This is a genomic window from Fluctibacter halophilus (genome assembly GCF_020687825.1).
GTDB classification, from domain to species: Bacteria; Pseudomonadota; Gammaproteobacteria; order Enterobacterales; family Alteromonadaceae; genus Fluctibacter; species Fluctibacter halophilus.
Genome location: NZ_JAJEWP010000006.1, coordinates 218,196 through 244,883, shown reverse-complemented (window position 1 = coordinate 244,883; position 26,688 = coordinate 218,196). Strand labels below are relative to the sequence as shown.

27 protein-coding genes are annotated in these 26,688 nt (G+C 55.2%); 8 read left to right on the top strand and 19 right to left on the bottom strand.

Going from position 1 to position 26,688, the window contains the following annotated elements:
• The first annotated feature begins 3 nt into the window (after positions 1-3).
• On the top strand, positions 4-1,173 hold the full coding sequence (cgtA, locus tag LJ739_RS17130; protein WP_229162437.1) for an Obg family GTPase CgtA: 1,170 nt from the start codon (positions 4-6) through the stop codon (positions 1,171-1,173).
• Between the two features lie 115 nt (positions 1,174-1,288).
• Entirely contained in the window at positions 1,289-1,780 is a 492-nt protein-coding gene (gene folA / locus LJ739_RS17125) for a type 3 dihydrofolate reductase (protein ID WP_229162436.1), read from the top strand.
• Here the strand turns inward: folA and LJ739_RS17120 are convergent.
• Positions 1,777-2,643, bottom strand: a complete 867-nt coding sequence (locus LJ739_RS17120) for a substrate-binding periplasmic protein (protein WP_229162434.1) — start codon at positions 2,641-2,643, stop codon at positions 1,777-1,779. The two genes, folA and LJ739_RS17120, sit on opposite strands and share 4 nt — an antisense overlap.
• Before the next feature lie 143 nt (positions 2,644-2,786).
• On the opposite strand from LJ739_RS17120, the gene tpx reads away from it, so the two are divergent.
• On the top strand, positions 2,787-3,290 hold the full coding sequence (tpx, locus tag LJ739_RS17115) for a thiol peroxidase (RefSeq protein WP_229162432.1): 504 nt from the start codon (positions 2,787-2,789) through the stop codon (positions 3,288-3,290).
• A gap of 59 nt (positions 3,291-3,349) precedes the next feature.
• On the opposite strand, the gene rpoS is transcribed toward tpx, so the two are convergent.
• The 15 genes from rpoS to LJ739_RS17040 all read right to left on the bottom strand — a co-directional run bounded on the left by rpoS (position 3,350) and on the right by LJ739_RS17040 (position 18,492).
• Positions 3,350-4,333, bottom strand: coding sequence for an RNA polymerase sigma factor RpoS (gene rpoS / locus LJ739_RS17110; protein ID WP_229162430.1), 984 nt, complete (start codon positions 4,331-4,333; stop codon positions 3,350-3,352).
• A gap of 72 nt (positions 4,334-4,405) precedes the next feature.
• Complete coding sequence (locus LJ739_RS17105; RefSeq protein WP_229162428.1) at positions 4,406-5,236, bottom strand: peptidoglycan DD-metalloendopeptidase family protein; 831 nt, start codon at positions 5,234-5,236, stop codon at positions 4,406-4,408.
• Positions 5,237-5,241: 5 nt separating this feature from the next.
• On the bottom strand, positions 5,242-6,210 hold the full coding sequence (locus tag LJ739_RS17100) for a DUF368 domain-containing protein (protein ID WP_324254915.1): 969 nt from the start codon (positions 6,208-6,210) through the stop codon (positions 5,242-5,244).
• 18 nt (positions 6,211-6,228) lie between these two features.
• Positions 6,229-6,867, bottom strand: coding sequence for a protein-L-isoaspartate(D-aspartate) O-methyltransferase (locus LJ739_RS17095; protein WP_229162426.1), 639 nt, complete (start codon positions 6,865-6,867; stop codon positions 6,229-6,231).
• A 48-nt stretch (positions 6,868-6,915) separates the two neighbouring features.
• A complete protein-coding gene (surE, locus tag LJ739_RS17090) occupies positions 6,916-7,674 on the bottom strand; it encodes a 5'/3'-nucleotidase SurE (protein ID WP_229162424.1) in 759 nt (252 codons plus the stop codon).
• A complete protein-coding gene (gene truD, locus LJ739_RS17085) occupies positions 7,655-8,731 on the bottom strand; it encodes a tRNA pseudouridine(13) synthase TruD (protein ID WP_229162423.1) in 1,077 nt (358 codons plus the stop codon). The genes surE and truD overlap by 20 nt, the downstream gene beginning before the upstream one ends.
• On the bottom strand, positions 8,728-9,204 hold the full coding sequence (gene ispF / locus LJ739_RS17080) for a 2-C-methyl-D-erythritol 2,4-cyclodiphosphate synthase (protein WP_324254914.1): 477 nt from the start codon (positions 9,202-9,204) through the stop codon (positions 8,728-8,730). The genes truD and ispF overlap by 4 nt, the downstream gene beginning before the upstream one ends.
• A complete protein-coding gene (gene ispD, locus LJ739_RS17075; RefSeq protein WP_229162422.1) occupies positions 9,204-9,902 on the bottom strand; it encodes a 2-C-methyl-D-erythritol 4-phosphate cytidylyltransferase in 699 nt (232 codons plus the stop codon). The genes ispF and ispD overlap by 1 nt, the downstream gene beginning before the upstream one ends.
• A gap of 8 nt (positions 9,903-9,910) precedes the next feature.
• Entirely contained in the window at positions 9,911-10,189 is a 279-nt protein-coding gene (gene ftsB / locus LJ739_RS17070; RefSeq protein WP_229162421.1) for a cell division protein FtsB, read from the bottom strand.
• 78 nt (positions 10,190-10,267) lie between these two features.
• Positions 10,268-12,025 (bottom strand): TIGR03545 family protein, encoded by a 1,758-nt coding sequence (locus LJ739_RS17065; protein WP_229162420.1) that lies wholly within the window; start codon positions 12,023-12,025, stop codon positions 10,268-10,270.
• Positions 12,022-12,531, bottom strand: a complete 510-nt coding sequence (locus tag LJ739_RS17060; RefSeq protein ID WP_229162419.1) for a TIGR03546 family protein — start codon at positions 12,529-12,531, stop codon at positions 12,022-12,024. The genes LJ739_RS17065 and LJ739_RS17060 overlap by 4 nt, the downstream gene beginning before the upstream one ends.
• 34 nt (positions 12,532-12,565) lie before the next feature.
• Entirely contained in the window at positions 12,566-13,216 is a 651-nt protein-coding gene (locus tag LJ739_RS17055) for a LysE family translocator (RefSeq protein ID WP_229162418.1), read from the bottom strand.
• Positions 13,217-13,271: 55 nt separating this feature from the next.
• The gene (locus LJ739_RS17050; protein WP_229162416.1) at positions 13,272-13,652 is read right to left on the bottom strand and encodes a hypothetical protein; all 381 of its coding nucleotides are present in this window, start codon (positions 13,650-13,652) and stop codon (positions 13,272-13,274) included.
• A 125-nt stretch (positions 13,653-13,777) separates the two neighbouring features.
• Positions 13,778-17,572, bottom strand: a complete 3,795-nt coding sequence (gene putA / locus LJ739_RS17045; RefSeq protein WP_229162415.1) for a bifunctional proline dehydrogenase/L-glutamate gamma-semialdehyde dehydrogenase PutA — start codon at positions 17,570-17,572, stop codon at positions 13,778-13,780.
• Between the two features lie 308 nt (positions 17,573-17,880).
• A complete protein-coding gene (locus tag LJ739_RS17040) occupies positions 17,881-18,492 on the bottom strand; it encodes a TIGR04211 family SH3 domain-containing protein (RefSeq protein WP_229162414.1) in 612 nt (203 codons plus the stop codon).
• 146 nt (positions 18,493-18,638) lie between these two features.
• On the opposite strand from LJ739_RS17040, the gene LJ739_RS17035 reads away from it, so the two are divergent.
• From LJ739_RS17035 to LJ739_RS17025, 3 genes are read left to right on the top strand one after another with little or no spacing between them, the layout of a single operon-like run.
• On the top strand, positions 18,639-20,141 hold the full coding sequence (locus LJ739_RS17035) for a CYTH domain-containing protein (protein ID WP_229162413.1): 1,503 nt from the start codon (positions 18,639-18,641) through the stop codon (positions 20,139-20,141).
• A gap of 6 nt (positions 20,142-20,147) precedes the next feature.
• Complete coding sequence (locus tag LJ739_RS17030) at positions 20,148-21,263, top strand: helix-turn-helix domain-containing protein (RefSeq protein WP_229162412.1); 1,116 nt, start codon at positions 20,148-20,150, stop codon at positions 21,261-21,263.
• Positions 21,260-21,874 carry a CAP domain-containing protein gene (locus LJ739_RS17025; protein ID WP_229162411.1) on the top strand — a complete coding sequence of 205 codons (615 nt, stop codon included), beginning with the start codon at positions 21,260-21,262 and terminating at the stop codon, positions 21,872-21,874. The genes LJ739_RS17030 and LJ739_RS17025 overlap by 4 nt, the downstream gene beginning before the upstream one ends.
• Here LJ739_RS17025 and LJ739_RS17020 read toward each other — a convergent pair.
• Positions 21,858-22,100, bottom strand: a complete 243-nt coding sequence (locus tag LJ739_RS17020) for a YfhL family 4Fe-4S dicluster ferredoxin (RefSeq protein ID WP_229162410.1) — start codon at positions 22,098-22,100, stop codon at positions 21,858-21,860. The genes LJ739_RS17025 and LJ739_RS17020 overlap by 17 nt on opposite strands.
• Before the next feature lie 213 nt (positions 22,101-22,313).
• Between LJ739_RS17020 and LJ739_RS17015 the strand changes: the two genes are divergently transcribed.
• Complete coding sequence (locus LJ739_RS17015) at positions 22,314-23,954, top strand: acetolactate synthase large subunit (RefSeq protein WP_229162409.1); 1,641 nt, start codon at positions 22,314-22,316, stop codon at positions 23,952-23,954.
• A gap of 9 nt (positions 23,955-23,963) precedes the next feature.
• Positions 23,964-25,397: an aldehyde dehydrogenase family protein gene (locus LJ739_RS17010; protein ID WP_229162407.1), complete on the top strand. Its 1,434-nt coding sequence runs from the start codon at positions 23,964-23,966 to the stop codon at positions 25,395-25,397.
• Here LJ739_RS17010 and mutH read toward each other — a convergent pair.
• Positions 25,394-26,074 carry a DNA mismatch repair endonuclease MutH gene (gene mutH, locus LJ739_RS17005; protein WP_229162405.1) on the bottom strand — a complete coding sequence of 227 codons (681 nt, stop codon included), beginning with the start codon at positions 26,072-26,074 and terminating at the stop codon, positions 25,394-25,396. The genes LJ739_RS17010 and mutH overlap by 4 nt on opposite strands.
• Entirely contained in the window at positions 26,055-26,687 is a 633-nt protein-coding gene (locus tag LJ739_RS17000; RefSeq protein WP_229162403.1) for a lysoplasmalogenase, read from the bottom strand. The genes mutH and LJ739_RS17000 overlap by 20 nt, the downstream gene beginning before the upstream one ends.
• Position 26,688: the final 1 nt, after the last annotated feature.

Sequence of the window (26,688 nt, the reverse complement as noted above, 5' to 3'; positions counted from 1 at the left end):
CAGATGAAGTTCGTAGATGAAGCTGACATTCGTGTCGAAGCCGGTGACGGCGGCAACGGTGTGGTTGGCTTTCGCCGTGAAAAATACGTTCCTAAGGGCGGCCCTGACGGCGGTGACGGCGGGGACGGCGGTAGTGTTTATCTGGTGGCCGATGAAAACCTTAATACCCTGATCGATTTCCGTTTCGAGCGTTTTCACCGTGCCGAACGTGGCCAGAATGGTCAGGGCGGTAATTGTACCGGTAAGGGTGGCAAGGATCTGGAAGTCAAAGTACCGATCGGCACCCGTGCCACCGATACTGACACCGGCGAAGTGTTGGGTGATCTGGTCCGAAACGGCCAGCGCCTTAAGGTTGCGCAGGGTGGTTTTCATGGCCTGGGCAATGCGCGCTTTAAAAGCAGTGTTAACCGTGTACCACGGCAGAAGACCAACGGCACGCCGGGTGAGATCCGAAACCTTAAGCTGGAACTGATGTTGCTGGCGGACGTGGGATTGTTGGGCTTGCCCAATGCTGGTAAGTCGACCTTTATCCGCAGTGTGTCCGCGGCCAAGCCGAAGGTGGCTGATTATCCGTTTACCACCCTGGTGCCAAACCTTGGCGTGGTGCGTCTCGATTCTCAGCAAAGCTTTGTGATCGCTGACATTCCCGGTTTGATCGAAGGCGCCGCCGATGGTGCAGGTCTTGGGATCCAGTTCCTCAAACACCTGGAACGCTGCCGTATTCTGTTGCACATGATCGATCTGATGCCGGCGGATCAATCCGATCCGGTCGACAATGCCAAAGCGATCATTGCGGAGCTGGAAAAGTACAGTCCGAAACTGGCTGCCAAGCCACGTTGGCTGGTGTTTAACAAGATTGATTTGCTGCTTGAAGAAGAAGCTGAAGAATTGTGTCAGCGCATTCGTGACGAATTGAACTGGGACGGCGAGTATTTCACCATCAGTGCGTTCCAGAAGCAGAACACCGATGAGCTGTGCCGTAAGATCATGGACTTCATTGCGACCTTGCCCAACGAGTTGGAGCAGGCCGACGACGAACCCGAAGACGTGGAGTTCAAGTGGGACAGTTATCACAAGAAAGCCATTGCCGATGCAATGGATGGCGTCGATGACGATGATGATGATTGGGATGATGACGACTACGACGTCGAAGTCATTTACACAAACGAATAACGAAAAGCCGGTTTTACCGGCTTTTTTTATGCTGATTGCCCCGCGATGCTTGCGTTGTGAGGCCGCTTTGATTAGCGTTGCAGGCCACGAACGACTTACGGTGCAGTAATCTCCGATGAAACTCTCAATGATCGCAGCCATGGCTCGTGGACGAGTGATTGGTAAAGACAATGACATGCCCTGGCACATGCCGGCAGATCTGGCCCATTTTAAACGTGTTACCCTGGGAAAGCCTGTGCTGATGGGGCGCAAGACCTACGAATCGATTGGCCGTGCGTTACCTGGCCGACGGAATGTGGTGATCAGTCGCGATAGCAGCTACACCCTGGCCGATGCCGAAGTGGTAAATGACATCGATACCGCCCTGACATTGGTCGCTAATGAAGACGAAGTCATGATCATTGGTGGTGGTGCAATCTATGCCGCGCTGCTACCCCGGGCGGACAGACTGTACCTGACCCACATTGCCCTTGATGTGGACGGTGATACCCACTTCCCAGACTATCAGGCTGTGGCGACATGGGCCTGTGTCGAGCAGGAACACCACGAGGCGGATGACAAAAACCCTTACGCCTACCGCTTTGAAACCCTTGAGCGTCAGCGTTAAGGGGTTAAAGGCTGGGTGGTGCCGGTGAGATGGTTAGGCAACAGATAACGTTCCCGCTCATGGGGCGCAATTTGAAAAGATGGATTGTCCAGCATCAGCAGTTGCCGTCCCGACAGGTTCGCCCGTAACAGATCTTCACCGTGCCAGTGGTGAAAGGCTTTTTCAAACGCGCCGGAGGCGATGATCCGCTCAAATCCCTGCTGCAACGCGTCAGCCAGTTCCTCATCATCCTTGCGGACGTAGAAAAACAAGGCGTATGGGTAGTACAACGCCACGCTATCGTTGACCGTGAAGCGTTGGTTACCTGGCGCATTCAATTCCAGCCAGACTTCAGACACTGCGCGGGGAAAGGCATCGAAGCGCTGGGCAGCCAGCATTGAAAACAATCCCTGATAAGTGGTGGCGGTGATCACCGTAAGGCCGTTGTGGCGCAGAATGTGTGTGTCTGGCCATCCGGCACCCTGACCGAAGCGCAGGTTAGTCAAATCGAACGCCTTGCCGGTTGCCAGCGCAGAGCCACGGTTCACCATCAGTAATCGGTAGCCCAACAGACCTTTGGTCAGTGGATAGCGAATGGCCCTAAAACGTTGCAGGCGAGTGTCATCCACACCGCTCCACATTACATCGAGTTGTTGCTTTTCCAGCAAGCGCAATGCCCTGTCCTGGGTGTGGGTAAAATAAACCGCTTGCGGTTTAAACCCTTGCTGTTGAGTCAATAACAGTGACAGCAGTTCTTCGGGGTACTGACTGCGCTTGTCTTCCAGGTTGGACGGCACCGGGTAGTAGACCGTGCGCAGCCCATTGTCAGCATAAGCAGCACTGCCAACGACGACAAACACCATCAATAACAACCATCGTACCACTGGACAACACCCTGACATGGATATGTAGTGACTGTAGCCCAGGTTGAGGGTCTGTGTACAGTCATCGCCATCCACAAGGTAGCCTGCAAAGGGAGGGCAGGTGAACTACACTGAGACCTCATCTAATCATCAAGGAGGTCTACATGGCACGCGTTACATTACAAGGGAACCCGGTGGATACCGAAGGGGCATTGCCTGCGGTGGGTAGCAAGGCACCGGAATTCACATTGGTAAAGGGGGATTTAAGCGAGCTGACAATGGAGGATTTGTCCGGACGGCATATCATACTGAACATCTTCCCATCGGTGGATACGGGGACCTGTGCTGCCTCTGTGCGCGCTTTTAATCAGAAGGCTGCCGGTCTGGAAAACACCACCGTTGTGTGTGTGTCGGCAGATTTGCCGTTTGCCGCAGCGCGGTTTTGTGGTGCCGAGGGCATTGACAATGTGCTGACCGGCTCCACCTTTCGCAGCAGTTTTGGTAAAGATTACGGGGTGACGTTTACCACCGGGCCACTGAAAGGTTTGTTGTCACGGTCGGTGGTGGTGATCGATCGTCAGGGCGTGGTGCTGTACAACGAGCAGGTTGCTGAAACCGCTGACGAGCCCGATTATGACCAGGCGTTGGCTGCACTCGATAAGGACTAGCGCGGTTACATCAGACACAAAAAAAGCCTCGTTCGAGGCTTTTTTATTGTTCAGGAGATTTACAGGGCCTGATTAAACAAGGCTTCCAGATTGAGTCCCTGATGGCCAAGCATGTCGCGCAGGCGACGCAGTGCTTCGACCTGGATTTGGCGCACCCGCTCACGGGTGAGGCCAATTTCGGCACCAACATCTTCCAGCGTCGACGGTTCGTAGCCCATCAGACCAAACCGGCGTGCCAGTACTTCCCGCTGTTTCGGGTTCAGTTCCTGCAGCCAGCGTACAATACTGGACTTAATGTCTTTATCTTGCAGTTCTTCTTCGGGGCCATGGCCTTTTTCGTCGGCGATGATGTCCAGCAATGCTTTGTCGTTATCGCTACCGATGGGGGTATCTACCGAGGTGATACGCTCGTTAAGGCGCAACATCTTGCTGACATCCTCGACCGGCTTATCTAAAGCACTGGCAATTTCTTCGGCGGTTGGCTCATGATCTAGCTTCTGCGCCAGTTCCCGCGCGGCGCGCAAGTACACATTCAGCTCTTTGACCACATGGATCGGCAAGCGTATGGTGCGCGTCTGGTTCATGATCGCCCGTTCGATGGTTTGGCGGATCCACCAGGTGGCGTAGGTTGAGAAGCGGAATCCTCGTTCCGGATCAAACTTTTCCACCGCCCGGATCAAGCCAAGGTTACCTTCTTCAATCAGGTCAAGTAATGCCAGTCCACGGTTGTTGTAGCGTCGGGCAATCTTAACCACCAGTCGGAGGTTACTGACAATCATGCGTTTACGTGAGGCTTCACAGCCTTTCAGCGCCCGGCGGGCAAAGTAGACTTCTTCTTCGGCGGATAATAACGGCGAGTAACCGATTTCACCGAGATAGAGTTGAGTAGCGTCGAGGTTTTTCTGGATTTCTTCCTGACCGGCCAGAATTTCTTCCATAGGGTCAGTATCATCGGCTTCGATCTCTTCGAGTTCTTTGTCGATGTCTTTGTTAAGGTCTTTGGCGGCAGCTTTTTCTACCACTACGGCTTTGGTATCACCCATGACCACATCTCCTGCAAGGTTTTCAGTGTTTTATCTTTAAAACTCCCCTTTACTTATAATTATTATTTATTGTTATTGGCGTGGCAGGTAACGCAAAGGGTCAACAGACTTGCCCTTATACCTTACTTCAAAATGAAGCTTAACCGACTCGGTCCCGCTCCTGCCCATGGAGGCAATCACTTGCCCCGCTTTAACCCATTGCTGTTCGGAAACCTTGATGTCCTTATTGTGCGCATAGGCACTTAAAAAGGTTTCACTGTGTTTAATGATGACCAGGTTACCGTAACCCCGTAACGCATTACCGGTGTACACCACCTTGCCATCTGCAGCAGCGACGATTGGATCGCCTGATTTACCGCTGATATCTATGCCTTTGTTGCCTTGCTCCTGTAACGAAAAACGGTTCAGAAGCGCGCCATTCGCAGGCCATTGCCAGCGCGAAACCCGTGATGGAAAATCACTTGCGGCGTTTGAATCAGCCGTGGTTTTTGTGCTGCTTTTTTCATCACCATACGCCTGCTTCTGAGGGCGGTCAACTGCCTGATTTGCATTTATTTTTGAGGTCTGACCAGTGTTTTTCGCAGTGGCAGAGGGCGCCGCATTGGCGTTTTTTCGTACCGTTAATTGTTGCCCAGGGTAGATGTGATAAGGCTTTGGGATGTTATTCCAGCGGGCCAGATCGCGGTAGTCATTTCCGGTTTGCCAGGCGATGGCAAACAATGTGTCGCCTTTTTTGACCTGATAGGTTTTCTGTGTCCAGCTATCGGCCTCAAAGTCGCGGTAGTCTTTGCCCTGATAGAGTTCAATCACCGGTGCCGGGGTCGTGCGCTGGGCACAGCCACCGATGACAATGATGCTCAGTGCCGTGGTGGTTGCGATGGTCCAGTGCGCTATCCTGCTCATCTGGCTCAACCTTGCGGGTCAACGCCCTGTTTACGTCCCCAGTGATCCATCCAGGCGACGATCAGTGCACCCAGGACCATCATGGCCAATACAATCCACAACTCGTCCGGGCGACCCGTCAAGACCGAATACTGGGCCGGGAATACGTTTTCCTGCACCACCGGAACCTGTTCGCCGTGACGGTTTAACATCGTTTCCAGGGTGTGTTTCCACGGCCATACTTTGTTCAATGAGCCGAGCAGGAAACCACACATCAACGCCAGGGTCATGTTCTTGAAGCGGTCGAACATCCAACTGAGTAAATGGGAAAAGCTCAGCAGACCAATGACGCAGCCACTGGCGAAAATGGCCAGCGTAACGATTTGAAATTCTTTGATGGCACTTAGCATGGCGGTATACATGCCCATCAGCAACAGCATGAAACTGCCGGAAATACCCGGCAGGATCATGGCACACACGGCAATCATGCCAGCCACAAAAACCGTCAGCGGTGTTGCCACGAGCTGGCCGGGGGTTAACGTGGTAATGGCATAGGCCGCTGCGGTGCCGACCACAAACGCCACGATTGAACGCAGGTGCCATTGTTGCACATGTCGCGCCACCGAAAACACCGTTGCCAGGACCAGGCCGAAGAAGAAGCCCCACAGACGTTCGGGTACGGTGTCCATCCAGTGCAGCACCGCATTGGCAATGGTCAACAGGCTCAGCAGTACACCACCAAACAGGGCCAGCAGGAAGCTGCCGTGAACCTGTTGCCAGGCCGGCTTGATGCCTTGCTTGAACAGCAGCATCAGGGTATGTGGACCAAACTGCCGGAGGGCATGGATCAGTTCTTCGTACACCCCGGTCATCAGGGCAATCGTGCCGCCGGAAACGCCGGGTACTGCATCGGCAGCACCCATCATCATGCCCTTGAGGCTGATAGGCAGGTAGTCTTTCCATTGCCTGGCCGGCGCTTTATGAAGATTGTCCATGCTGGGTTCCTGTTGTGATCAGATGATATCGCCGGCGATCAGGGGGACAAATCGCACCGATTCGACGACTTCTGTGTCGAAACCCTCGTCGGTACGGTGAATACATTGCAGATGTTGCTCGGCACTGCCTACCGGGATCACTAATTTACCCTGTTCTGTGAGCTGCTCGATCAGCGCCGTGGGCAGGTGACTGGCGGCCGCGGTGACGATAATGCCGTCGAAGGGTCCCTTGCTCGGCCAGCCCTGCCAGCCATCGCCGTGCTTCATGGAAACATTGTGCAGATCAAGCTGGTTCATGCGGCGTTTTGCCTGGAATTGCAGTGATTTAATCCGTTCAACCGAATACACATGCGAGAACACCTGGGCCAGGATCGCAGTCTGATAACCCGAACCGGTGCCGATTTCCAACACTGTGCTTTGGGGCGACAGGCTGGTCAGCAACAGCTCGGTCATTCTGGCCACGATGTAGGGCTGCGAAATGGTCTGGCCCTGACCAATCGGCAACGCGGTATTCTGGTATGCCTTGTGACGCAATGCGTCGGGCAGAAAGAGCTCACGGGGTGTAGCTGCAATGGCGGACAGCACCCGGGGATCGCTGATCCCCTCTTGTTGTAATAAGCGGGCGAGGGTGTCGCCCTTGCGGGATGATTGGATCATAGTTACAGCATTCCGTCAGTCTTTATGGTTCCGTTGTCTGACTGTGTTTCAGTCATTGTTATGTTTTTTTTCCAGCCAGCTTTGCATCTCATCCAGGCTCTGATAGGCCGTCATGTCGACGCTCAGGGGGGTGACTGAACAATAGCCCCGGGATATGGCATAAAAGTCGGTGCCGGGTCCGGCATCCTGCTCGCTGCCCACTGGCCCGTACCAATAAATATCACGCCCATAAGGGTCGGTGTCTTTCACCATCGATTCTGCACGGTGACGACGTCCCTGGCGAGTCACTTCGATACCGGCCAGTTCTTCATAGGGGACATCGGGCACGTTGATATTGAGGATCTGGTCGGGCGCCAACGGGTGATTTTCGAGCCGTTCAAGGATATCCAGCACGACCTTGGCCGCGGTATCAAAATGGCCGCCTTTGTAGTTGGTTAACGACACGGCGATGGCCGGCAGGCCCATATAGCGCCCTTCTGTTGCTGCCGCCACAGTACCTGAATAAATCACGTCATCACCGAGATTGGCGCCATGATTAATCCCCGATACCACCAATTGGGGTTCTTCCTGCATAAACCGGTTGAGCCCCAGGTGCACGCAATCGGACGGGGTTCCGTTGACCGCATAAAAGCCGTTTTTCATTTTCTGGATCCGCAGCGGCTGATGAAGTGACAGCGCATTGCTGGCGCCGCTACAGTTTCTGTCCGGTGCGATCACCGTGGTATCGTGACGCTGGCTGAGGTGTTGATGCAGAACGGCCAAACCTTCAGCAAACACGCCATCATCGTTACTCAGCAATAGCTTCATGTTTGTCCTCCTGTTTGGTGAGTTGGCAGACCTCCCGGATCACTGCGGTGGCAAAACAGCCACTGGGCAACGAAAAGGTGATACTGAGGGTCTTGTCATCGGGCCAATGCCACTGCAATTCTTTAGGGTAGAGCATCAATGTGCGCCGCTCCTGATCCAGCCCGAGCGAGGCCAGAAACGCGCACACCGGCTGGTGATCAGCCAAGGCTGCCTGTTCCAGGGCCAGGGCGCCGTGCTGGCTGGCCAACGGGCCTTTCCCCCACAGTGGTGCAGACAGTAAAATATCACGTTGTTCGAGACGTTGCAGTATTTGTGCATCCACACCTTGCGCAACGAAAAAACTGTTACTGCCAGCCAGTAAAAACACATCACCGGCCAGTGGCGCGGGTTGATCTTGGCGGGCAAGACGACAGCTTACGACCTGGTTAAACAACCAACTGCGCAAAGCCGAGATGGCCAGGTTGCGTTTGTTGCGATTGCGAATGGCTTCACCGGCGATCAGTCGCTCGCCCAGGTTAAGGTTACCGCCGTTGGCGTGGTGACGACTATCGCCAAACCGTTGCTGACCATAGTAATTGGGCACACCACTGTCGGCGATGGCGCGCAAACGGTGCTCCACGGCTGTCCTGTCATCGATGTCTCTGACCTGCAGGGTGAATTGATTGCCTTTGAGAACGCCGGTGCGCAACTTTTTGTTGTGTCGATGTTGGCTCAGAACGCGAAATCCCGGCACGTTCAAACCACTGAGGTCCGGCATCTCCTGACCGGGCATGTGCAAACCAAACCATTGGCGGGTAAGGGCATGCTTGTCCTTACGTCCGGCGTAAGTCACTGCCCGCAGCGGCAGGTTCAGGTAGGCTGCAAGCTGCTCTGCCACATAGGCTGTGTTGAGACCGCGTTTCTCGGTCCATAAAAACACATGCTCGCCTTCCCCGCTGGGACTGAACCCGAGGATTTCTTCGACCTGAAAATCTTCCGGCGCTGCTTTAAGGGTACCGGTGGCAGAAGGGCATCCGTGCAGGTAATGCCAATGCTCTGTGCTCAGTGTCACGGTCATTTGTCAGCCACCAGTAACACCACAGCATGGCAGGCGATGCCTTCCTTGCGCCCGGTGTAACCAAGCTTTTCAGTGGTCGTGGCCTTAACGTTGACCTGCGAGACATCCACACCTACATCCGTCGCAATGTGTTGGCACATCGCGTCGATATGAGGTGCCATTTTAGGGGCCTGGGCTACGATGGTCAGATCCAGATTGCCCACCTGGTAACCTCTTTGGTGAACTTGCGAGATAACCTGACGCAGTAAGTCGCGACTGTCGGCACCGGCAAAGGCCGGATCGGTATCCGGGAAATGCCGCCCGATGTCACCCAGGCCCATTGCGCCAAGCAGCGCATCACACAAGGCGTGCAGTGCGACATCGCCATCCGAGTGGGCCAGCAGCCCCTGAGAGTAAGGGATGGTGACGCCGCCAATGACGATAGGGCCTTCACCACCAAATTTGTGTACGTCGAAGCCGTGACCGATCCGCATCAGGTTGTCCTCCTGGATAAATAGTATTCTGCCAACGCCAGATCATCTGGTCGTGTGATCTTGAGGTTCTGTTCGCTGCCTTCGACCAGTTGCACCGGATATCCCGCGGCTTCCATGGCTGAGGCTTCATCGGTGATGGGTAATCCTTTCGCCATTCCCTGCTCCAAGGCCTGACGCAGTTGGCCTGCGGGGAAAAACTGCGGTGTCTGCGCATGCCACAGGTGTTCCCGAGGCGCGGTATGATCAACCCTGTCCGGAAACTGCTCGCTGGCGCGCTTCATGGTATCGCGCACCGGCGTGGCCAGTATACCGCCGCCGTTATGTTGATCGGCCAGCGCCAGCAGGGCATCAATATCGTCGTGACGCACACAGGGGCGGGCCGCATCATGTACCAGTACCCAATCCTGATCGGCAATCAGTTGCAGCCCTGCAAGGACCGAGTCGGCGCGCTCTTTGCCGCCGTCGACACGCTTGATGTCGGGATGATCGGCGATGTCCAGTGCATCAAAATACGGGTCTTGTGGGTCAATCGCCACCACCACATAGCGAATGCGGGGATGGGCCAGCAACAGGAGCAAGGTATGTTCCAGAACGGTTTTACCGTGAATGAGAAGGTACTGCTTGGGGCGGTCTGCGCCCATGCGCTTGCCAACCCCTGCGGCGGGTACCACGACAGGGAAATCAGACGTGATGGTCATCGGTTTGGTTATTGGTCGTTGGGTAAAATTCGGTAAAAGGTTTCACCCGTTTTGATCAGTCCCAACTCGTTGCGCGCACGCTCTTCCATGGCTTCCAGGCCAATTTTCAGATCGTTAATGTCCGCTTTCAACAAGTCATTGCGTTGGGTCAGGTTGGCGTTTTGTGCGCGTTGCGCCGCCACTTCCTCTTGCATGGCCAGATAATCGGGGAACGAATGTTTGCCGAACCAAAGACGGTACTGCAGCATCACCAGCAAGGTGAGCAACACGACGGTTATCCAGCGCATGTCGTACGTCTCTGATTGTGACTCATAAGCGCATTATGCCGAGCTTTGCAGTGCAATGCCAGCCTGCCTTTGACCCACTCAGGGATCATCTTTACCTAGCAGGTTTTTGAGCTTGTCTTTGAGTTTGTCTTTCTGCTTGTCAAGCGCGCCATCCAGCTGAGTTTCGAGCAATTTATCCACTTGTTGCTGCATCTGATCACCGTTGCTCAGCCATTGCTGCCATTGGCCCAGGCCGCTCTCGGTGGCACCGCTTTGCGCATTGGCGTCATTCAACAAGCCCGATTGCCATTGGTTCAGTTTCTGTTCTACCTCAGGTGACAGAGAGCTGACCATGGCACTGGCCAGCTGACGGCCCAGATCCGAACTGAATGCCACATCGGGGGTGCGGTAGTCGCCACTGAGGTTCAAACCGACGTTCAGTGATGTTAACTGCTGCAGTGCATCGGCGATTACCCGCAGTTTTTGATTATCCGTGTCGGCACGCATACTCAGCCGTGGCAGATTGAAGCGGCCGTTCCCGTCCAGTTGGTTGCCACTGATCGACAGTTTGCCGCTGGCGTTGAGTAAGCCGTCTTTAAGGGCGGTGGTCAGGCGCGGACTGTTCAGCAATTCGGCGGCAGGCAACAATAGCCCTTTGATATCCCATTGCTGCTGGCCGTTGAGGCCGGTTTCGGAGAAGGCGAAGTCGCCTTTCAGATCGATGCCCTGCCAGCGAGGCGATGTGGATGCCGTGGCCGAAAAGCGGGTCGGCTTGCCGATCAGATCATGTTGGTAGGTGATGTCCTGCCACACCGTACTGAGGGTCTGGTCGAGCAGGATCACGGACACGCTGGCATCCTTGATCCAAACGTCCGGAATTTTGCTGGCATCATCAAAGGTGATCCAGCGTCCTTCAGCGCGACTTGCCGCTTCCTGTTGCTGTTCAGAGCTGTTCAGCATCGGCGCCAGGGTGTCTGTGGCGGCTAAAAGGTAAGAAACGGTCTGCGCGGCTTTGTCCCCAAACAGGTGACGGGTCAGGTCGGTGATGGCCCCGGCATCACCGCCAGCCAGGGCTTTGGCTTGGGCATAGTCTTTGCCAGGGGCGGCTTTGAGTGCGGCCAGTTTGGGACTGATCGCTTCGCGCGCCTGAGCAACCGTTTGCTTGAAGTCGTTGATGGCCTGTTGGTCTTTTTTGAGTGCCTTTTTAATGTCATCCAATTGCTGCTTGGCAGCCAAAATGGCTTCAGGGCTTTTTGTATCTGCTTGCTTCAGTGCATCGATTTTTTGTTTGTAGTCATCGATGCGGCTTTTATCCGGCAGGTTTTCATACGCTGCTTTAACCTGCGTCTGCTGTTGCTGATAAGCCTGCTTCAGGGCATCTGCGGCTTGCGGGGTTTGCAGCGGCAACGCCGCCAGCAAACTGTCGATGTCTTTTGGCGCGCCCTCGGGTAGCGCAAACGTTGATACCGTGTCTTGTTGCTCAACAGGACGGTATACGGCGCCGGTGGATTGACGGGGTGTCGACAAGGCCAGACCGTCAATGGTGAGTTGGTCGACTTCCAGTTTTTGCATCAGCAGCGACCAGGGGTTGAGGGTGGCACTGATACGTTGAGCTTCAAGCTGATTGGTGTCGGGGTTAGCCGGATCGGTCATTGCCAGACTGTACACGCTGACACCGAAAGGTTGCCACTGATGTTCGACCCGCTCTACGTTCACTTCCGCACCCTGAACGTCTTCCAGTGCCCACACCAGCGCCAGCCGTAACCCGGTATCCAGAAACAGTGCCACCAGCACTGCGAGGGTTGCGATAAAGACCCCGAAACCGACCAATCCCTGCCAACGGAAAATGCTGTTCATGATTCGCCCCTCATCGTTTGGAACAGTTTGAAAGCGCGACTGGTTTTCAGCCATTGCACCAGGAAAAAGCGATCCGCCCAGCGTTGCATGTGTTGACGGTAGCGGACAATAAACACCTTGCTGATCACTGCGATGGGCAAAAACAGGACCAGGCCCAGCACCAGACTGCCGAGGGTCAGTGTATGGTTAAACTGACTGAGCCGGCCAATGCCGGTGGCATACAGAGCTTCCCAGAGTCCTTGCAATGCCGGCGCCGCCAATAACCCTTCACCGAGTGCGACGGACACCGGATCGAGACCCACTGCCAGCAGCGAAAACAACGCCCAGCCGAGTAAAAACATCGACAGGTTGACGCGGGTAGCCAATACCACCAACAGCACCAACAGATTGTGTGGTCGCCACAGGGGCGTCAACCCCAACAGCATGCCCAGGGCGAAACCCAGTGCCAGTTGCCAGGGACTGTTTGCCGAGTGTAATGCTTTTAGCAATCTGGCCAGCAATGCCATAACCGTTCTCCGTAATGGTGCGTGGTTGAAATACTCAGTTTGATGCCGGTTGCTCAGACACCGTCTGGTAAAGAATAAACATGCCTAGCCCCAGTAGCATCACGCCTGAGGTGTAATCCTGCCACTGACTGAAGCGCGGGTGTTGCGACAACCAGCGCCCCAGTGTACCTGACAGCATGACAACGGTGAGATCGCTGAGCAGGCCGATAATCGTGTAGGTAATGCCCAGTACGAATAACTGCAGCATCACCGCGCCCTGGTCGGGATCGACAAATTGTGGCAGGAATGCCAGAAAAAACAGGGCGGTTTTGGGGTTGGTCAATTCCACCACGATGCTTTGGCGAAAGATGGCTGGCCGGGTCATCCAACGTACGGTGGGCTTTTCCGGGTGATGCGCCTGACCATGGCGAAAATACTGCACACCGAGGTATATGAGATATCCGGCACCGGCCAGTTTCAGGACCAGGTATGCAAGTGGGGAATAGGTAAAAATCACCGCGATACCCAGTGCTGTGGCCAGTACGTAGGTCAGTGAACCCAAGGCCATACCTGATGCCGCCGCGGTGCCTGCCTGATAGCCCTGACTCAGACTGCGGGCCATGATGTACAGATTTGACGGGCCGGGCGATATGCACAATAGCGCTGCCGCCAGGGCGAAAGCCAACCAGGTGTCCAGTGCAGGCATAACGTCTCCTTGTTCATCATGGGCTTGTTACGATAGCAAGGTTGCCGTTGACGCGCTAGCCCGGTATGCGGGCGCCCAGGTGCTCAAACGCCTGTTCGGTGGAATCAACGATAACCATTTCCCAGCCATAGGGTTTGACTGTTTCCGCGTAACGTTTGGCCCGGATCCAGCCGGCATCGTCCAGAGGAACAATGGCACCGTGCAGGTGTTCGGTAAAATTGCACTCTACCCGGGTGATGGTTGATAGTTGCCGGATCTCTTCAAAGCCCATATTGACCGATGTTGCCTGGGAGTAGTCAAAGATAACACGGCGGTATTTGCGCAGAGACTCAAGGTAGTTGTCATCGGCTGAAAGCTGGATCAGATCCAGCGCATCGATGTGGCCGGAGAACCGCACCCACACGATATTTTCAACGATACAAAATGCTACATTCATGCATGGCCCACTGCCAAACGCCCAGGTTGATTCCCTAAGCCTAGTTCAGGGCCGTGTATTTTTGCAGCGTGGTGAATAAAAAGTTGGCGCTGGGTTGTCACCGCAAGATGACAACCCAGACCAGATCAGTCGTCTTCGTCGACCAATGTCATCAGCGAGGTGTTACCCCCTGACGCGGTGGTGTCGATGCTGATGGTTTTCTCGGTCAACAAACGCTGGATCAGGTTGTCCTGATACTCAGAGGTGATGACCGGAAGGATGGCACCGTCACGCTCTGCCAGGCGGTGAGCGATGTAAGCACGACGGTCACTGGCACTGTCAATGACCACACCGGCCAGTTGTGGGTGCGACAACAGGGCTTCCAGTTGAGACAACTTGGCAACTTGCAGAACGCCTTCCGGCGCGTGAGTCGCATTGAATTTGGCTTTGAACGCCAACGCTTCTTCGTAGAACAGATCTGACACCACGGCGATGACCGTATTGCCGGTCGCCAACGCGGTGACGATGGACAGAGTCCAGTACTCGAAGGTTACGTCTTTATCGGCAAAACACACCAGAATGCCACGCGGCTCGTAATAGAGCTTGTTGGACTCACCTGTTGGCCCCGGCAGGGTGATCGGCTTACGCAGGTGCTTTTCAATGTTGATCAGCTGCGAACGTGCAGTCGCCAGGGTGGCGTTCAAGTCGTCGGCCAGCTCTTCGACAATGTCGACCCGGGCAATATTGGCAAGCAACTGACGCACTGCCGAGACTCTGTCGTTGAGGGCTGTGAGTCGCCAGATTTTTTCCGCGCTGAATGCCTGATCCATCAGGGTATTTGCTACCTGTGTGGCGTCCCGGTTACTTTCCAGTGCCGGTTCCTGCTCTGGCACCTCAGATTCGCTTAACGGTTTCGGAGTGGCCTTTTCAATCATCAGACGGGCAAGATAGTTAGGGCCGCCGGCTTTGGGACCGGTACCTGAAAGTCCGCGTCCGCCGAACGGCTGGGAGCCCACAATGGCGCCAATCATGTTGCGGTTGATGTAAACGTTGCCGGCCCGCGACAACTGGGCCAGTTCAAACGCACGTTCGTCGATGCGGGAGTGGATCCCCATGGTCAGTCCATACCCTGTACTGTTAATGATATCGATGGTCTGCTCCAGTTCACCCGCTTTGAAGCGCACCACATGAATACACGGACCAAACACCTCTTTTTCCAGCACATCAATGCTGTCAATCTCGTACAGGTGTGGGGCGAAAAAGTGGCCGTCCAAATCCGGTGTCTGACAGGCGTGGATCAGTTTACCTTTCGACTGCATCGCCTCTTTGTGGGCATTCAGGTTGTTCAGCGCTTTTTGATCGATCACCGGACCGATGTCGGTGCTCAGCATGGCCGGATCACCAATATGCAGCTCTTTCATGGCACCTACCAGCATATCGATGACGGTGTCGGCAATGTCTTCCTGCAGGAACAATACCCGTAACGCGGAGCAGCGTTGTCCGGCACTCTGGAAGCCGGAGTTGATCACATCGTCGACCACTTGCTCGGGCAAAGCCGTGGAGTCCACGATCATGCAGTTCTGACCACCGGTCTCGGCAATCAGTGGTACTGGCTCACCACCTCGATTGGACAGCGCACGGGCGATCAGAGTACCGGTTTGGGTAGAGCCGGTGAACATCACCGCTTTGATCCGTTCATCCGGTAACAGTGTTTCGCCCACTGCAGGCCCTTCGCTGATGATCAGCTGCACCACGCCCTCAGGCATGCCGACCGATTCCATCAACTGTACGGCACGTTTTGCGATCAGACTGGTTTGCTCGGCAGGCTTGGCCAGCACGGTATTGCCGGTGACAACCGCCGCGGCAACCTGGCCGAGGAAAATCGCCAGCGGGAAGTTCCACGGACTGATACACAGCACCACGCCACGGGATTCGAGACGATCATCCTGGCACAGCTCTTCCGCCCTGGCGGCGTAATAGCGACAGAAATCAACCGCTTCGCGGACTTCGTCAATGCTGTCCTGAGCGACTTTACCGGCTTCCTTGACGCACAGCGCCATCAGCTCATCCATGTGGCGTTCAAGGATGTTGGCGGTATGGCGCAACAGGTCGGCACGCTCTGCAACCGGGGTCTGTGACCACTCGGCAAAGGTATTGTCGGCCAGTGTCAACTTGCTGAGCATTTCTTCCGCTGTGGTGTAGTGGTGGTAACCGACAATTTCATTCTGACGAGCGGGGTTGCGCACCGGGTGACATCCGCTGGGAACGTCTTCCTCGTTGAGCAGGTGGTCATTGAACCAGCGCTGCATGTTGTCACGCAATGGCGTGATGTGATTAATGTCGGTCAAATCGAGGCCACGGGAGTTGTCCCGTTCCTTGCCGTATAGCTCGATGGGCATCAGGATCTGTTCGTTGTATTTGTCGCCCATCCGTTGGGTTTTTTCGACCGGATCTTCGAGCAATGCTTCGACCGGTTTGGTGTCATCGACAATGGCGTTCACGAACGACGAGTTGGCGCCGTTTTCCAGCAAGCGGCGCACCAGGTAGGCCAGCAGGTCTTCATGGTATCCCACCGGTGCGTACACCCGGCACTGAATGCCTTCTTCGGTAACGATTTGGTTGTACAGGCTGTCACCCATGCCGTGCAGGCACTGGAACTCGAAGCCTTCTTTGTCATCCCCTGCCAGTTCAATAATGACCGACGCCGTGTAGGCGTTGTGGGTGGCGAACTGTGGATAAATGGTGTCGCGGTAATCCAGCAAACGGTTGGCACAGGCGTGGTAAGAAACGTCGGTCGACGACTTACGGGTAAACACCGGGAAGTGCTCCAGCCCGTCTTTCTGGGCGTTTTTGATTTCCGAGTCCCAATAGGCGCCTTTGACCAGCCGCACCATCATTTTTCGGCCGACTGATTCGGTCAGTTCGCGCAACCAGTCAATCACAAACAGGGCACGCTTTTGGTAGGCCTGTACGGCCAGGCCGAAGCCCTGCCAGCCATCCAGATCCGGATCACTGAAGACGGTTTCGATGATATCCAGGGAAATGTCCAGACGCTCTGACTCTTCGGCATCCACGGTCAGACCGATGTCGTGTTTTTTGGCCAGCAGGCACAGGGCTTTGAGTTTTTCCGGTAGCTCCGCCATGACCCGGTCACGGTGGGTAAACTCATAGCGAGGGTGAATCGCCGACAATTTAACCGAAATGCCAGGACTGCGGCGGGGACCACGGCCGGCAGCGGCCTTACCGATGGCTTCGATGGCGCGGGCGTAGCTGTCGAAGTAGCGGTCAGCATCCTTTTGGGTGCGGGCGCCCTCGCCGAGCATGTCATAGGAATACACATAGCCTTTGCGTTCTTTGTCCTCGGCTCGTTTCACGGCGGCTTCAATGGTTTCACCCATCACAAACTGCTGACCCATGACCTTCATGGCCACGTTCATGGCTTTACGGATCACCGGCTCGCCCACTTTACCGAGGGTTTTCTTCAAAAAGCCAAATTGCTCACGCTTTTTGGCATCGGCAAAGTTCACCATCGATCCGGTCAGCAGTAAGCCCCAGGAGGACGCGTTAACGAACAGGTGTTCACTGTTACCCAGGTGGCTACTCCATTTTCCTTTCGACAATTTGTCGCGGATCAGTTCGTCCTGGGTTTTCTTATCCGGTACCCGCAGCAAAGCTTCCGCCAGGCACATCAACACCACACCTTCGGCGGAGGACAACGAATATTCGTTCAACAGGGCTTCTACCAGGCCATTACCTTCCTGCTCTCGGCGGATCTGTAAGACCATCTTGCGGGCCCGTTCCCACGCTCGGCTGCGGGCGCGCATATTCACTTCTGCATCAGGCAGTATCTGATCCACGGCCATGTTCTCGTCAATCCGATAAAAGTTGCGGATTTTCTGACGGGTCAGGCTGGTGGTGGTGAGATTGCCGTTGAACAACATGTAAGACTCCAAAGACTGAATTGCCGTTGCTGTTTGCTTTCGGTACGCGCTACCGAAAACATCGGATGTAACAGGCGCTGCCTGCTGTTGTAAACCACGACGCCGAGGGGCGTTACCACAGGTTAAATTTTCGGTGGAGTATAGCTACCTAAACCAACAGGGACAATGGAAGTCGGTACAAAAGTGACAGGGCCCCAAAGCGGTGATGGTGTAAGCACAAGTTTACTGATTACGGGGAGGATCAAGGGAGCTGGGAGTTATGACAATAACAGCTGCCCGCTAAAGCGGGCAGGGTCATTGACTGAATGCTACATCCATTGGTCGTTGCGACGACGTTTTTTGGGCAGGTAAGCGATGATGACGCCAAGAATGATGCTCGCCAGGGCGACGATGCCACCGCGGGTAAACCATTGGATTTGTGCGGTCTGATCGCTGGTGTTCAATTCCTGTTGAATGTCCTGGTTACGGCTTTGCAGTTCTGACAACTGCTTGTTCACCTGCTCGTTCTGGGTGGTCAGGGTTTGTACCTGTTGATTCAGGCGCTGATTGAGCGCCTCTTGTTCCGCCAATTGCTCGTTGGCCTCCTGCAATCGCTGCTCAAGGATTGGAACGCGCTCTCTGATAGTGAGCTCGCTGGTAATAAAGGTGCCATCCACCCAGCCGGTGCGCTGCTTATCATCGATGACTTCAACGAAATTGTTTTCTGCGTCCACTTGCAGTTGGGTGACGCGTGTTCCCGCTTCGACCGATCCCAGGATACGGTAATTTCGCCCCGGTCCGGCATGCAGGAATGTGTACAGGTTGTCGGTGACATAACGGACTTCACCGTCGGCCTCGCTGCCTTCCTGAGCATGGCTCAGGGGGGTCAGCAAAACACAAGCAAATACCAGGCGACTCAACACCCGTGTGGTTCGGCTCATTGTTGTTCATCTCCTTGTTGAGCCACAAATGGTATGGCGTGAGCAGAACAAAGGCAAGTGCTTGATTGTACAGGGGCATCGTTGCCAAGGTCTGGGGGAAAGAGTATCGTTGCGTTTTATCCCCCTGATACAATCACCGAGACCCGATGGAACAGGAAATTGAACTCAAGCTGTTAGTCACTGAAAAGGCCAAAGGGTTTATTCAGTCCAGCTTGCTGCAGTCGTTGACGCTGACCGGAGAACCCCACCATTTTCACCTGTTTAATCAGTATTTTGATACGCCGGGAAAGGACTTGCGCGGGCATGACATCGGTCTGCGGGTGCGCTGTCGGGAAGGGCAATATGAGCAAACCATCAAGACTGCCGGCAAGATCATAGGCGGCCTCCATCAACGACCAGAATACAATGTCCCACTGGATGGCGACACACCGGACCTGGAGGCTTTTCCGGCTGAAGTCTGGCCGGCGGATGTCAGCGTCAGTCGCTTGCAGGCGAGCCTGACGCCGCTGTTCAGCACTGATTTTACCCGCCATTGTTATGACATCGCCTGGTCCGAAGACTGTGTGATTGAAATGGTCCTTGACGAAGGTGTCATTCGCAGCGGCAGTCACACGCTGCCGATCTGCGAAATTGAATTGGAATTAAAAAAGGGCGATCCGTCGGCCCTGTTCGAGCTGGCAGAAAAAATTGTCCAGGGCACGCCGTGTCAGTTGGGCCAGCTCAGCAAGGCTGCGCGAGGCTACATGCTGGCCGCCGATCAGTTGTTGCGCGCCAGGCCGTTGCCGGCCTTTCTATCCGTGCGCCCACAGGACACCTGTGAAACGGGTTTTTGTCGGGGTCTCGAAGGTGCCCTGGCTCACTGGCAACACCATGAGCAGGTTTATCTGCAAAGCGGTAAAGTGACTGACCTGGACGGTGTGGTGGAAGGCATGCGGGTAGCATTGCAGGCACTGACCCTGTACTTGCCCTCGTTGCAATGTGAGCCCTTGTTGTCGTTGCACAAAGCGCTGATGGCACAAGTCAGTCATTGGCACTGGCTGGAACAGGCGGTTCACCTGAAACTGCTGCGTTCCCGTAAAGGCCCCTACCGCAAACGGCTGGGTAAAAATGATGAGTTGGTGGCGTTCCTGAGGGGCTGCAGCGATAGCCTGTTAAATCGTCATCATCCGCAGCAACTGCTGATGCAGCCACGCTATGTATCGGTGCAACTGGCGTTGGTTAAATTGCTGGTTACGCGGCCCTGGCGGCAAGCGTCTGAAAACTGGCATTCAACCCTGATTGAACACGCCAAAGGCTGGTTATCCCAAGGCTGGCATAATGTGCTGCAGAGCATGCCCTTTTCACAAAGCCTGACCGCACAGGATTACGTTTATCAGCAGTCGGCGTTGCGTCAGACCCTGTACAATGGGTTTCTGCTGGGTAATCTGTTTGATGAAGAAAACCGTGACCGTTTCCGCGCGCCTTGGCTAGACTTGCTGGATGGCATTGCTGAACTCAAAGTGTTGTTGTTCCTGCAGGAAAAACTGAGTCATGCCGATCTGGCCAATAAGTCCGAGCTGCTATTGTGGAGCAATGAGCAAATCCATGCCTTGCTGGCAGTGATGGAAAAGAGTCGCAATGTCGCAATGGATGTCGACGCATACTGGTGATTGAATGTGGAAAACCTGAATCCTTACCAAAGTGTGGTTTTGGCGCTACTGGGCGTCTGGCTGATCACGCTGGCATTGATTTGGGCCCGTTTTGATCGGCTGGTACACGGTAAATATCTCCTCATCGCCGTATTGATATGGCCCGGCATGCTGGTGGATGAATGGATGCGCGCGTTTGGTGTGTCCACGGCGTGGGTGTTTCTGGCTGGCTTGTTTCAGTGTTTACCGGCGTTGTCGGCCGGATTGTTGCTGAGCTGTGTCAACGCCATGGTGCAGAAATCGCCACGCTATTCCCCTGCTCTGCGCTATGGACCCCCGTTGGTTATTCTGGTTGGTCAGTTTCCGCTGCTGTTTCAGACCGCGACTGCCCGGCTGGACATGCTTGAGCATCCACCGGTTGGGCAGTTGCTCGAATACTGGTACGTGTATGGTCCGCACCTGTTGACCGGGTTTATCGTTCTGGTGATGGCCACCCGGTGTGTGGAATTGTTTTATCAGTATCATGGCCAGCTGTCTGATCAGGTGGTGGATGTGCATCTGTACCGTTTTCATGTCGCGCCAGGCTGTTTCATGGGCCTGATGGGGGTTGCTTTTGTGGCCATCATACTGACCACATTTGCGACTTTTGGTTTGCTTAACGTGACGTTCTGGCAGGTGGTCAACAACCTGTTTTATGCCGCTGCCTTTCTGGCCACGCTGCTGGTGTTATTAGAACTACGTCCTTTTGCGCCTTCGCCGTTGCCGCCGGAGTATCGGGACACGCACGTGTATGCTGAGAGTGTAATGCGGGACACGCTGAACAAGGCCGAACATGCGTTGATCCGTGACAAGGCCTACAAGCACATCGGTCTGCGCCTCGACCAGTTTGCCGCCGCAGCAAAGGTGGACCCCATTGTATTAGCACAGGCCACCCGGGTGTTACTGAAGCGAAACTTTCGCGCGTTTATGTACCATTACCGGCTGGAATACGCCAAGAAGATACTGATGCGCACCGATGCCAGGGTATCGACCGTGGCTCGACGACTGGGCTTCCAATCGGAGAAATTTCTGTCCCAGGTGTTTGTGAAATACATCCACCACATGGGTAAGCCACCTGCAGCGGTTGGTCAGGAGGAACCATGAAAAAGGGATTGGTCACGACGCTGACTTTTGCCTGTTGTCTGGCCTGCTCTGCGATTGCGGGTCCCGTTCCCAGCGAAGGCGAAGTGCTGGCTTATCAACTGGGTAGCATGCCGGTGAGCGATGTAGACGTGCAAGACTGTGGTAACTCACCGCAAGCGCGCAAACTGGCTCGGTTGATCATGACGGATTACGGCCAGCAACGTACACAATTGACCTGTGTGCCGCTACTGAATGCTGTGGCATTGGCAAAAGCGCAGGAAATGGCGCGCAAGGGCATGGTGACGCACTATGCCGGTAACCTCGGTGCGAACGCCCGCCTGCGCGAGGCCGGTTATCCACTGGACCCCGACTATCCGAGCTTTTATCACAATCAGGTGGAAGCGGTGGCCGGCGGTTTTGCCACCGCAGAGGAGGCCTGGCGACAATTTAAAGACTCGCCTGTGCATCGCACGCATTTACTGGCCGAACATCCCTTTTTTGCCCAGCAACATGAAATGGGTGTGGCGTTTATCCGAGAGTGGCCCAGTCCCCATGTCGAGTACTGGGCAGTCTATATCGCCAAGCCGTTTATCACGGAAACTGAGCCATCCGACCTCAGTGCAGACGATTAAACTTTTGCAGTAACTGCACCTTGTTTTCGATCCGTTCGGGATCCGGTTCGATACAATCGATGGGGCAGACGGTCATGCAATTGGGTTCATCATAGTGCCCAACACATTCAGTGCAGCGTTCAGGATCAATCTGATAGACACTGTCGCCCATCGCGATGGCCTCGTTGGGGCACTCAGGCTCGCACAGATCACAATTAATACAGTCTTCAGCAATACGTAATGCCATGGGGTTATCCTCCACTTTCGGGATCAGCATAGGTGCCAGCGTTGCTGTCCTCAAGGACTATTCATGGTGCCCTTGATCTGCATCAAGGGGGACTTTTAAGGCCTGCACATGACGACCTATGATGAACAATAACTAATTGAAATATCGAATAAGTTTGAGTCGTCTATACTGGGGCTAACCACATCTGACGTGGTCAACCATCAAGAGGACGACATGAAAGCATCGGATTTAATGGTCAAAGCACTGGAAGCCGAAGGCGTTGAGTATATTTTCGGTATTCCCGGCGAAGAAAACCTCGACCTGTTGGAGTCATTACGTCACTCCTCCATTGAGTTAATTTTAACCCGCCACGAACAAGGCGCAGGGTTTATGGCTGCCACCTATGGTCGCCTGACCGGCAAGGTTGGCGTGTGTTTGTCGACCCTCGGTCCCGGGGCCACCAATTTGGTGACGCCAGCCGCGTATGCTCAGTTGGGGGCGATGCCAATGTTGATGATCACCGGTCAGAAACCAATTAAAACCAGTAAGCAGGGGCGTTTTCAGGTCATCGATGTGGTGGACATGATGCGCCCTATCACCAAATACACCTCACAGGTGGTCAGTGGTGACCGGATCCCGTCGATTGTGCGAGAGGCGTTCCGTCTGGCCCACGATGAGCGTCCCGGGGCCGTGCACATTGAATTGCCGGAAGACATTGCTGCAGAGGCCACGCAGGCGGCATTGTTACCGGCCAGCATGATGCGCCGTCCGATTGCCGAGTACAAGGCCATCAACGCGGCGGTGGAGATGATTGAAAAGGCCACTGCTCCGGTACTCCTGATCGGTGCGGGGGCGAACCGCAAGCTGACCGCCAAGATGCTGCGTGAATTTGTCGCCAAGACGGGTATCCCCTACATCACTACCCAGATGGGTAAAGGAGTGCTGGATGAGAGTGGCGAGCTGTTCATGGGCAATACGGCGTTGTCTGACGGTGACTTTGTCCACCGCGTGATCCACTATGCAGACCTGATCATCAATGTGGGTCATGACGTGGTCGAGAAGCCACCGTTTTTCATGCATGTGAACGGCAAGAAAGTCATCCACATCAATTTCGACGGTGCAGCGGTCGATCCGGTGTACTTCCCGCAGCTCGAAGTGACCGGTGACATCGCCAACAGCATCTGGCAAATCAAAGAGAAAATCACCCCGTCGCCAAAGTGGTCATTTGAGTTTTTCAAGCGAGTGCATGCCGCTTACGTAGAGCACCGCACGGCCAGCGAACAGGATGACCGTTTTCCGGTCTTGCCTGAACGGCTGGTGCGTGATGTGCGCAAGGCCATGCCCAAAGACGGCATCGTGACCCTGGACAACGGCGTCTACAAAATCTGGTTCGCGCGTAATTATCCGGCCTACTTCCCCAACACGTTGTTGTTGGATAACGCCCTGGCAACCATGGGCGCGGGCCTGCCCTCTGCGATGGCGGCGAAGCTGGTGTATCCTGACAAGCCGGTCATTACGGTGTGCGGAGATGGTGGCTTTATGATGAACAGCCAGGAGCTGGAAACCGCGGTGCGCCTGGGCCTGCACATTGTGGTGATCATTCTGCGTGATGACGCTTACGGCATGATCAAGTGGAAGCAAGCCCACATGAGCTTTGCCAATTTTGGCCTTGATTACGGCAACCCGGATTTTGTTATGTACGCCAACAGTTACGGTGCTAAAGGCTGGCGCATTTCGGCCACCGAAGAGCTGTTGCCGCGGATCAATGAATGTCTGGATGACCCGGCTGTTCATGTGATCGACGTTCCGGTTGACTACAGTCTCAATGATGAGACCCTCAACCAATCCATTCGTAACCTCAGTCAATCGCTGTAAGGATTTAGCATGTTAGCCAAAGCTTACCCCTATTATCTGGCCAATGAAGCCGTGTTTGCCAATCAGGATCTCACGGTGACCAACAAGTACACTGGCGAGCCCGCGACCCAGGTCGCGATGGCCGATGCCGACGTGATTGATCGTGCGATTGCGGCGGCAGAAGCTGCCCAACCGGCACTGAACGCAATGAAGCCTTATGAGCGTCAGGCGATTTTGCAGCATTGTGTGGAGCGGTTTGAAGATCGATTTGATGAGTTGGCAGATGCCCTGTGCGTGGAAGCGGGCAAGCCAATCAAAGATGCCCGCGGAGAAGTGACCCGTCTGATCGATACCTTCCGGATTGCCGCAGAAGAAGCGGTGCGGATCAACGGCGAAGTGATCAACCTTGAAGTGACGCCCCGTGCCCGTGGTTATCAGGGCATGGTGAAGCGCGTTCCCATCGGGCCCTGTTCGTTCATTTCACCGTTCAACTTTCCGTTGAATCTGGCCGCACACAAAGTGGCGCCGGCCATCGCTGCAGGCTGTGCTTTTGTGCTCAAACCGGCCAGCCGCACACCCATTGGTGCGTTGATCATTGGTGAGGTGTTGGCCGAGACCGATTTACCCCAAGGGGCATTTTCAATCTTGCCGTGCAGTCGTGATGGTGCGGACCTGTTCACTACTGACGATCGCTTCAAACTGCTCAGCTTTACCGGCTCGCCTGATGTGGGTTGGGATCTGAAAGCCCGCGCCGGCAAGAAGCCGGTGGTACTTGAGCTGGGTGGGAATGCGGCGTGTGTGGTGGATGCCGATGCCGACCTGGAGGATGCCATTGAGCGCATTGTCTTTGGGGCCTACTATCAATCCGGCCAGAGCTGTATCAGTGTGCAGCGGGTACTGGTGCATCAGGACATCTACGCGACCTTCAAACAGCGCTACGTGGAAAAAGTTGCGGCACTGGTGCATGGCGATCCGGCGGATGAAAAGACCTTTATCGGGCCGATGATCAGCGAGGGTGAAGCGGGACGACTGGCGGCCTGGATTGATGAAGCACGGGATAAAGGGGCTACAGTGTTGTGTGGTGGTCAGCGCGACGGCGCCATGCTGCAGGCAACGGTGCTGGAAAATGTTCCGGCCGATGCCAAGGTGTGTGCCGAAGAAGCCTTCGGTCCGGTGTCCATCATCGCACCTTTCTCCGACTTTGATGCGGCCCTTGAGGAAGTCAACAACAGCCAGTTTGGTTTGCAGGCGGGGATATTTACCCGCGATTTGTACAAAGCCCACAAGGCCTGGGATGTGCTGGACGTTGGCGGTGTTGTGATCGGCGATGTCCCCAGTTGGCGGGTGGATAATATGCCTTACGGTGGCGTGAAGGAATCCGGACTGGGACGAGAAGGGATCCGCTATGCCATTGAGGACATGACCGAACTGCGCCTGATGGTGATCCGCACCCCCGGCGCTTAGCCGAATTGGTCAGCGAGGATTTGGGCGGTAAAGGTGGTGCGCAGGTAGAAACCCCGGGGACGGGTTCGGATACGCTGCCCTTCCTGGCCAATGGCGTCGGTCAGGGCGCTGCCGTCTGCCGCTTTGGGCCGCATGTGCAGGGCCTGGCCGAGACGGGCTGTGATGCTGTCGACGTGCCCTAACGCGACCCGTTCCATCAGTTCTTCCCAGTCGGCTTTGAGGATGGCGTATTGATCGGCGTTGGGTGACCACAGAAAGGGGGTACCCAGGCGCCGCTCGGCGGGAGGGATGCTGCGATCGCCTTCAATCGGCACCCACAGAACATGACGTAACTTGTTGCACACATTGCTCGAAGCCCAATCTATCCCGGCCACCCCCAGCAGTGGGGCGTAGCACACGTACGTGGTTTCCAGCGGTTGACCGCTCGGATCGATGGGGATTGATTTCAGTTCGATGCCAAGGTCAGGGAAGTCCTGCTGGGCTTTGGCCCCCGCCTCAGCACCGAGGAAACGCTCCAACAGTTGTCCGGTGAAGCCTTTTTCACGGCGAAAATGCTCAGGTACCTGAACATTGGCCTGTAATGCCAGCTCACCCAGGCTAAGACCGGCCAGTGCCTGGGCGCGCTTGATCAGGGTGTTAACGCTGTCCGGCGCGCGATCAGCGGGAACGGGAAGCATGGGCACAGATCCCCCGGATCAGACAGTATTGGGCCAGGTAATAGGTCACCATGATCACCCATCCTGACGCGGCGAATGGCAGGGTAAACTTATTGATCGCAATGCACGCGTCCGATACCACAAATAGCCAGGCACCCGCCAGGAGCCATGGCTGCTGCGCTGGCACCAGCATGGCAGTAATGGCCATGATGCTTAACACCAGCATGTACACCGCGACGGGGAGCATCAGTTCACCGGTACTGGGCAATACCCAAAAGGCCATGCCGATGAGGGCAGGAAACAACGCAATCAGTGCGGGATGGCGCCAGCGTTGTCGGTCGGCCATTGGCCACAGCACAGCCATGTAGGCCAGATGGGCAAGTAAAAAGGCACTGAGTCCGAGCATGAAACTACTCGCCAACGGCAGCGCCAGTAGAATATCCCCGGTAGCAGACAACAACACCGCCAGTCCGGCGCCGAGCCAATGGGCTCCGGCACGCCACACCATCCATAGCAGCATCAGTACCGGCGCTGCTTTGTGCAGATAATGCAGGGGGTATTGTCCTGTGCCCATGACAAACAGGTAGCTGAGGGCGAGCAGGGCATAAAGAGCAAGAAACCGTTGTTGAGACATA

What these genes read in the sequence shown, in the direction of transcription:
- cgtA (WP_229162437.1), top strand. Translation starts at nt 4, where the DNA reads ATGAAGTTCGTAGATGAAGCTGACATTCGTGTCGAAGCCGGTGACGGC.
- folA (WP_229162436.1), top strand. Translation starts at nt 1,289, where the DNA reads ATGAAACTCTCAATGATCGCAGCCATGGCTCGTGGACGAGTGATTGGT.
- tpx (WP_229162432.1), top strand. Translation starts at nt 2,787, where the DNA reads ATGGCACGCGTTACATTACAAGGGAACCCGGTGGATACCGAAGGGGCA.
- rpoS (WP_229162430.1), bottom strand. Translation starts at nt 4,333, where the DNA reads ATGGGTGATACCAAAGCCGTAGTGGTAGAAAAAGCTGCCGCCAAAGAC.
- LJ739_RS17105 (WP_229162428.1), bottom strand. Translation starts at nt 5,236, where the DNA reads ATGAGCAGGATAGCGCACTGGACCATCGCAACCACCACGGCACTGAGC.
- LJ739_RS17100 (WP_324254915.1), bottom strand. Translation starts at nt 6,210, where the DNA reads ATGGACAATCTTCATAAAGCGCCGGCCAGGCAATGGAAAGACTACCTG.
- LJ739_RS17095 (WP_229162426.1), bottom strand. Translation starts at nt 6,867, where the DNA reads ATGATCCAATCATCCCGCAAGGGCGACACCCTCGCCCGCTTATTACAA.
- surE (WP_229162424.1), bottom strand. Translation starts at nt 7,674, where the DNA reads ATGAAGCTATTGCTGAGTAACGATGATGGCGTGTTTGCTGAAGGTTTG.
- truD (WP_229162423.1), bottom strand. Translation starts at nt 8,731, where the DNA reads ATGACCGTGACACTGAGCACAGAGCATTGGCATTACCTGCACGGATGC.
- ispF (WP_324254914.1), bottom strand. Translation starts at nt 9,204, where the DNA reads ATGCGGATCGGTCACGGCTTCGACGTACACAAATTTGGTGGTGAAGGC.
- ispD (WP_229162422.1), bottom strand. Translation starts at nt 9,902, where the DNA reads ATGACCATCACGTCTGATTTCCCTGTCGTGGTACCCGCCGCAGGGGTT.
- ftsB (WP_229162421.1), bottom strand. Translation starts at nt 10,189, where the DNA reads ATGCGCTGGATAACCGTCGTGTTGCTCACCTTGCTGGTGATGCTGCAG.
- LJ739_RS17065 (WP_229162420.1), bottom strand. Translation starts at nt 12,025, where the DNA reads ATGAACAGCATTTTCCGTTGGCAGGGATTGGTCGGTTTCGGGGTCTTT.
- LJ739_RS17060 (WP_229162419.1), bottom strand. Translation starts at nt 12,531, where the DNA reads ATGGCATTGCTGGCCAGATTGCTAAAAGCATTACACTCGGCAAACAGT.
- LJ739_RS17055 (WP_229162418.1), bottom strand. Translation starts at nt 13,216, where the DNA reads ATGCCTGCACTGGACACCTGGTTGGCTTTCGCCCTGGCGGCAGCGCTA.
- LJ739_RS17050 (WP_229162416.1), bottom strand. Translation starts at nt 13,652, where the DNA reads ATGAATGTAGCATTTTGTATCGTTGAAAATATCGTGTGGGTGCGGTTC.
- putA (WP_229162415.1), bottom strand. Translation starts at nt 17,572, where the DNA reads ATGTTGTTCAACGGCAATCTCACCACCACCAGCCTGACCCGTCAGAAA.
- LJ739_RS17040 (WP_229162414.1), bottom strand. Translation starts at nt 18,492, where the DNA reads ATGAGCCGAACCACACGGGTGTTGAGTCGCCTGGTATTTGCTTGTGTT.
- LJ739_RS17035 (WP_229162413.1), top strand. Translation starts at nt 18,639, where the DNA reads ATGGAACAGGAAATTGAACTCAAGCTGTTAGTCACTGAAAAGGCCAAA.
- LJ739_RS17025 (WP_229162411.1), top strand. Translation starts at nt 21,260, where the DNA reads ATGAAAAAGGGATTGGTCACGACGCTGACTTTTGCCTGTTGTCTGGCC.
- LJ739_RS17020 (WP_229162410.1), bottom strand. Translation starts at nt 22,100, where the DNA reads ATGGCATTACGTATTGCTGAAGACTGTATTAATTGTGATCTGTGCGAG.
- LJ739_RS17015 (WP_229162409.1), top strand. Translation starts at nt 22,314, where the DNA reads ATGAAAGCATCGGATTTAATGGTCAAAGCACTGGAAGCCGAAGGCGTT.
- LJ739_RS17010 (WP_229162407.1), top strand. Translation starts at nt 23,964, where the DNA reads ATGTTAGCCAAAGCTTACCCCTATTATCTGGCCAATGAAGCCGTGTTT.
- mutH (WP_229162405.1), bottom strand. Translation starts at nt 26,074, where the DNA reads ATGCTTCCCGTTCCCGCTGATCGCGCGCCGGACAGCGTTAACACCCTG.
- LJ739_RS17000 (WP_229162403.1), bottom strand. Translation starts at nt 26,687, where the DNA reads ATGTCTCAACAACGGTTTCTTGCTCTTTATGCCCTGCTCGCCCTCAGC.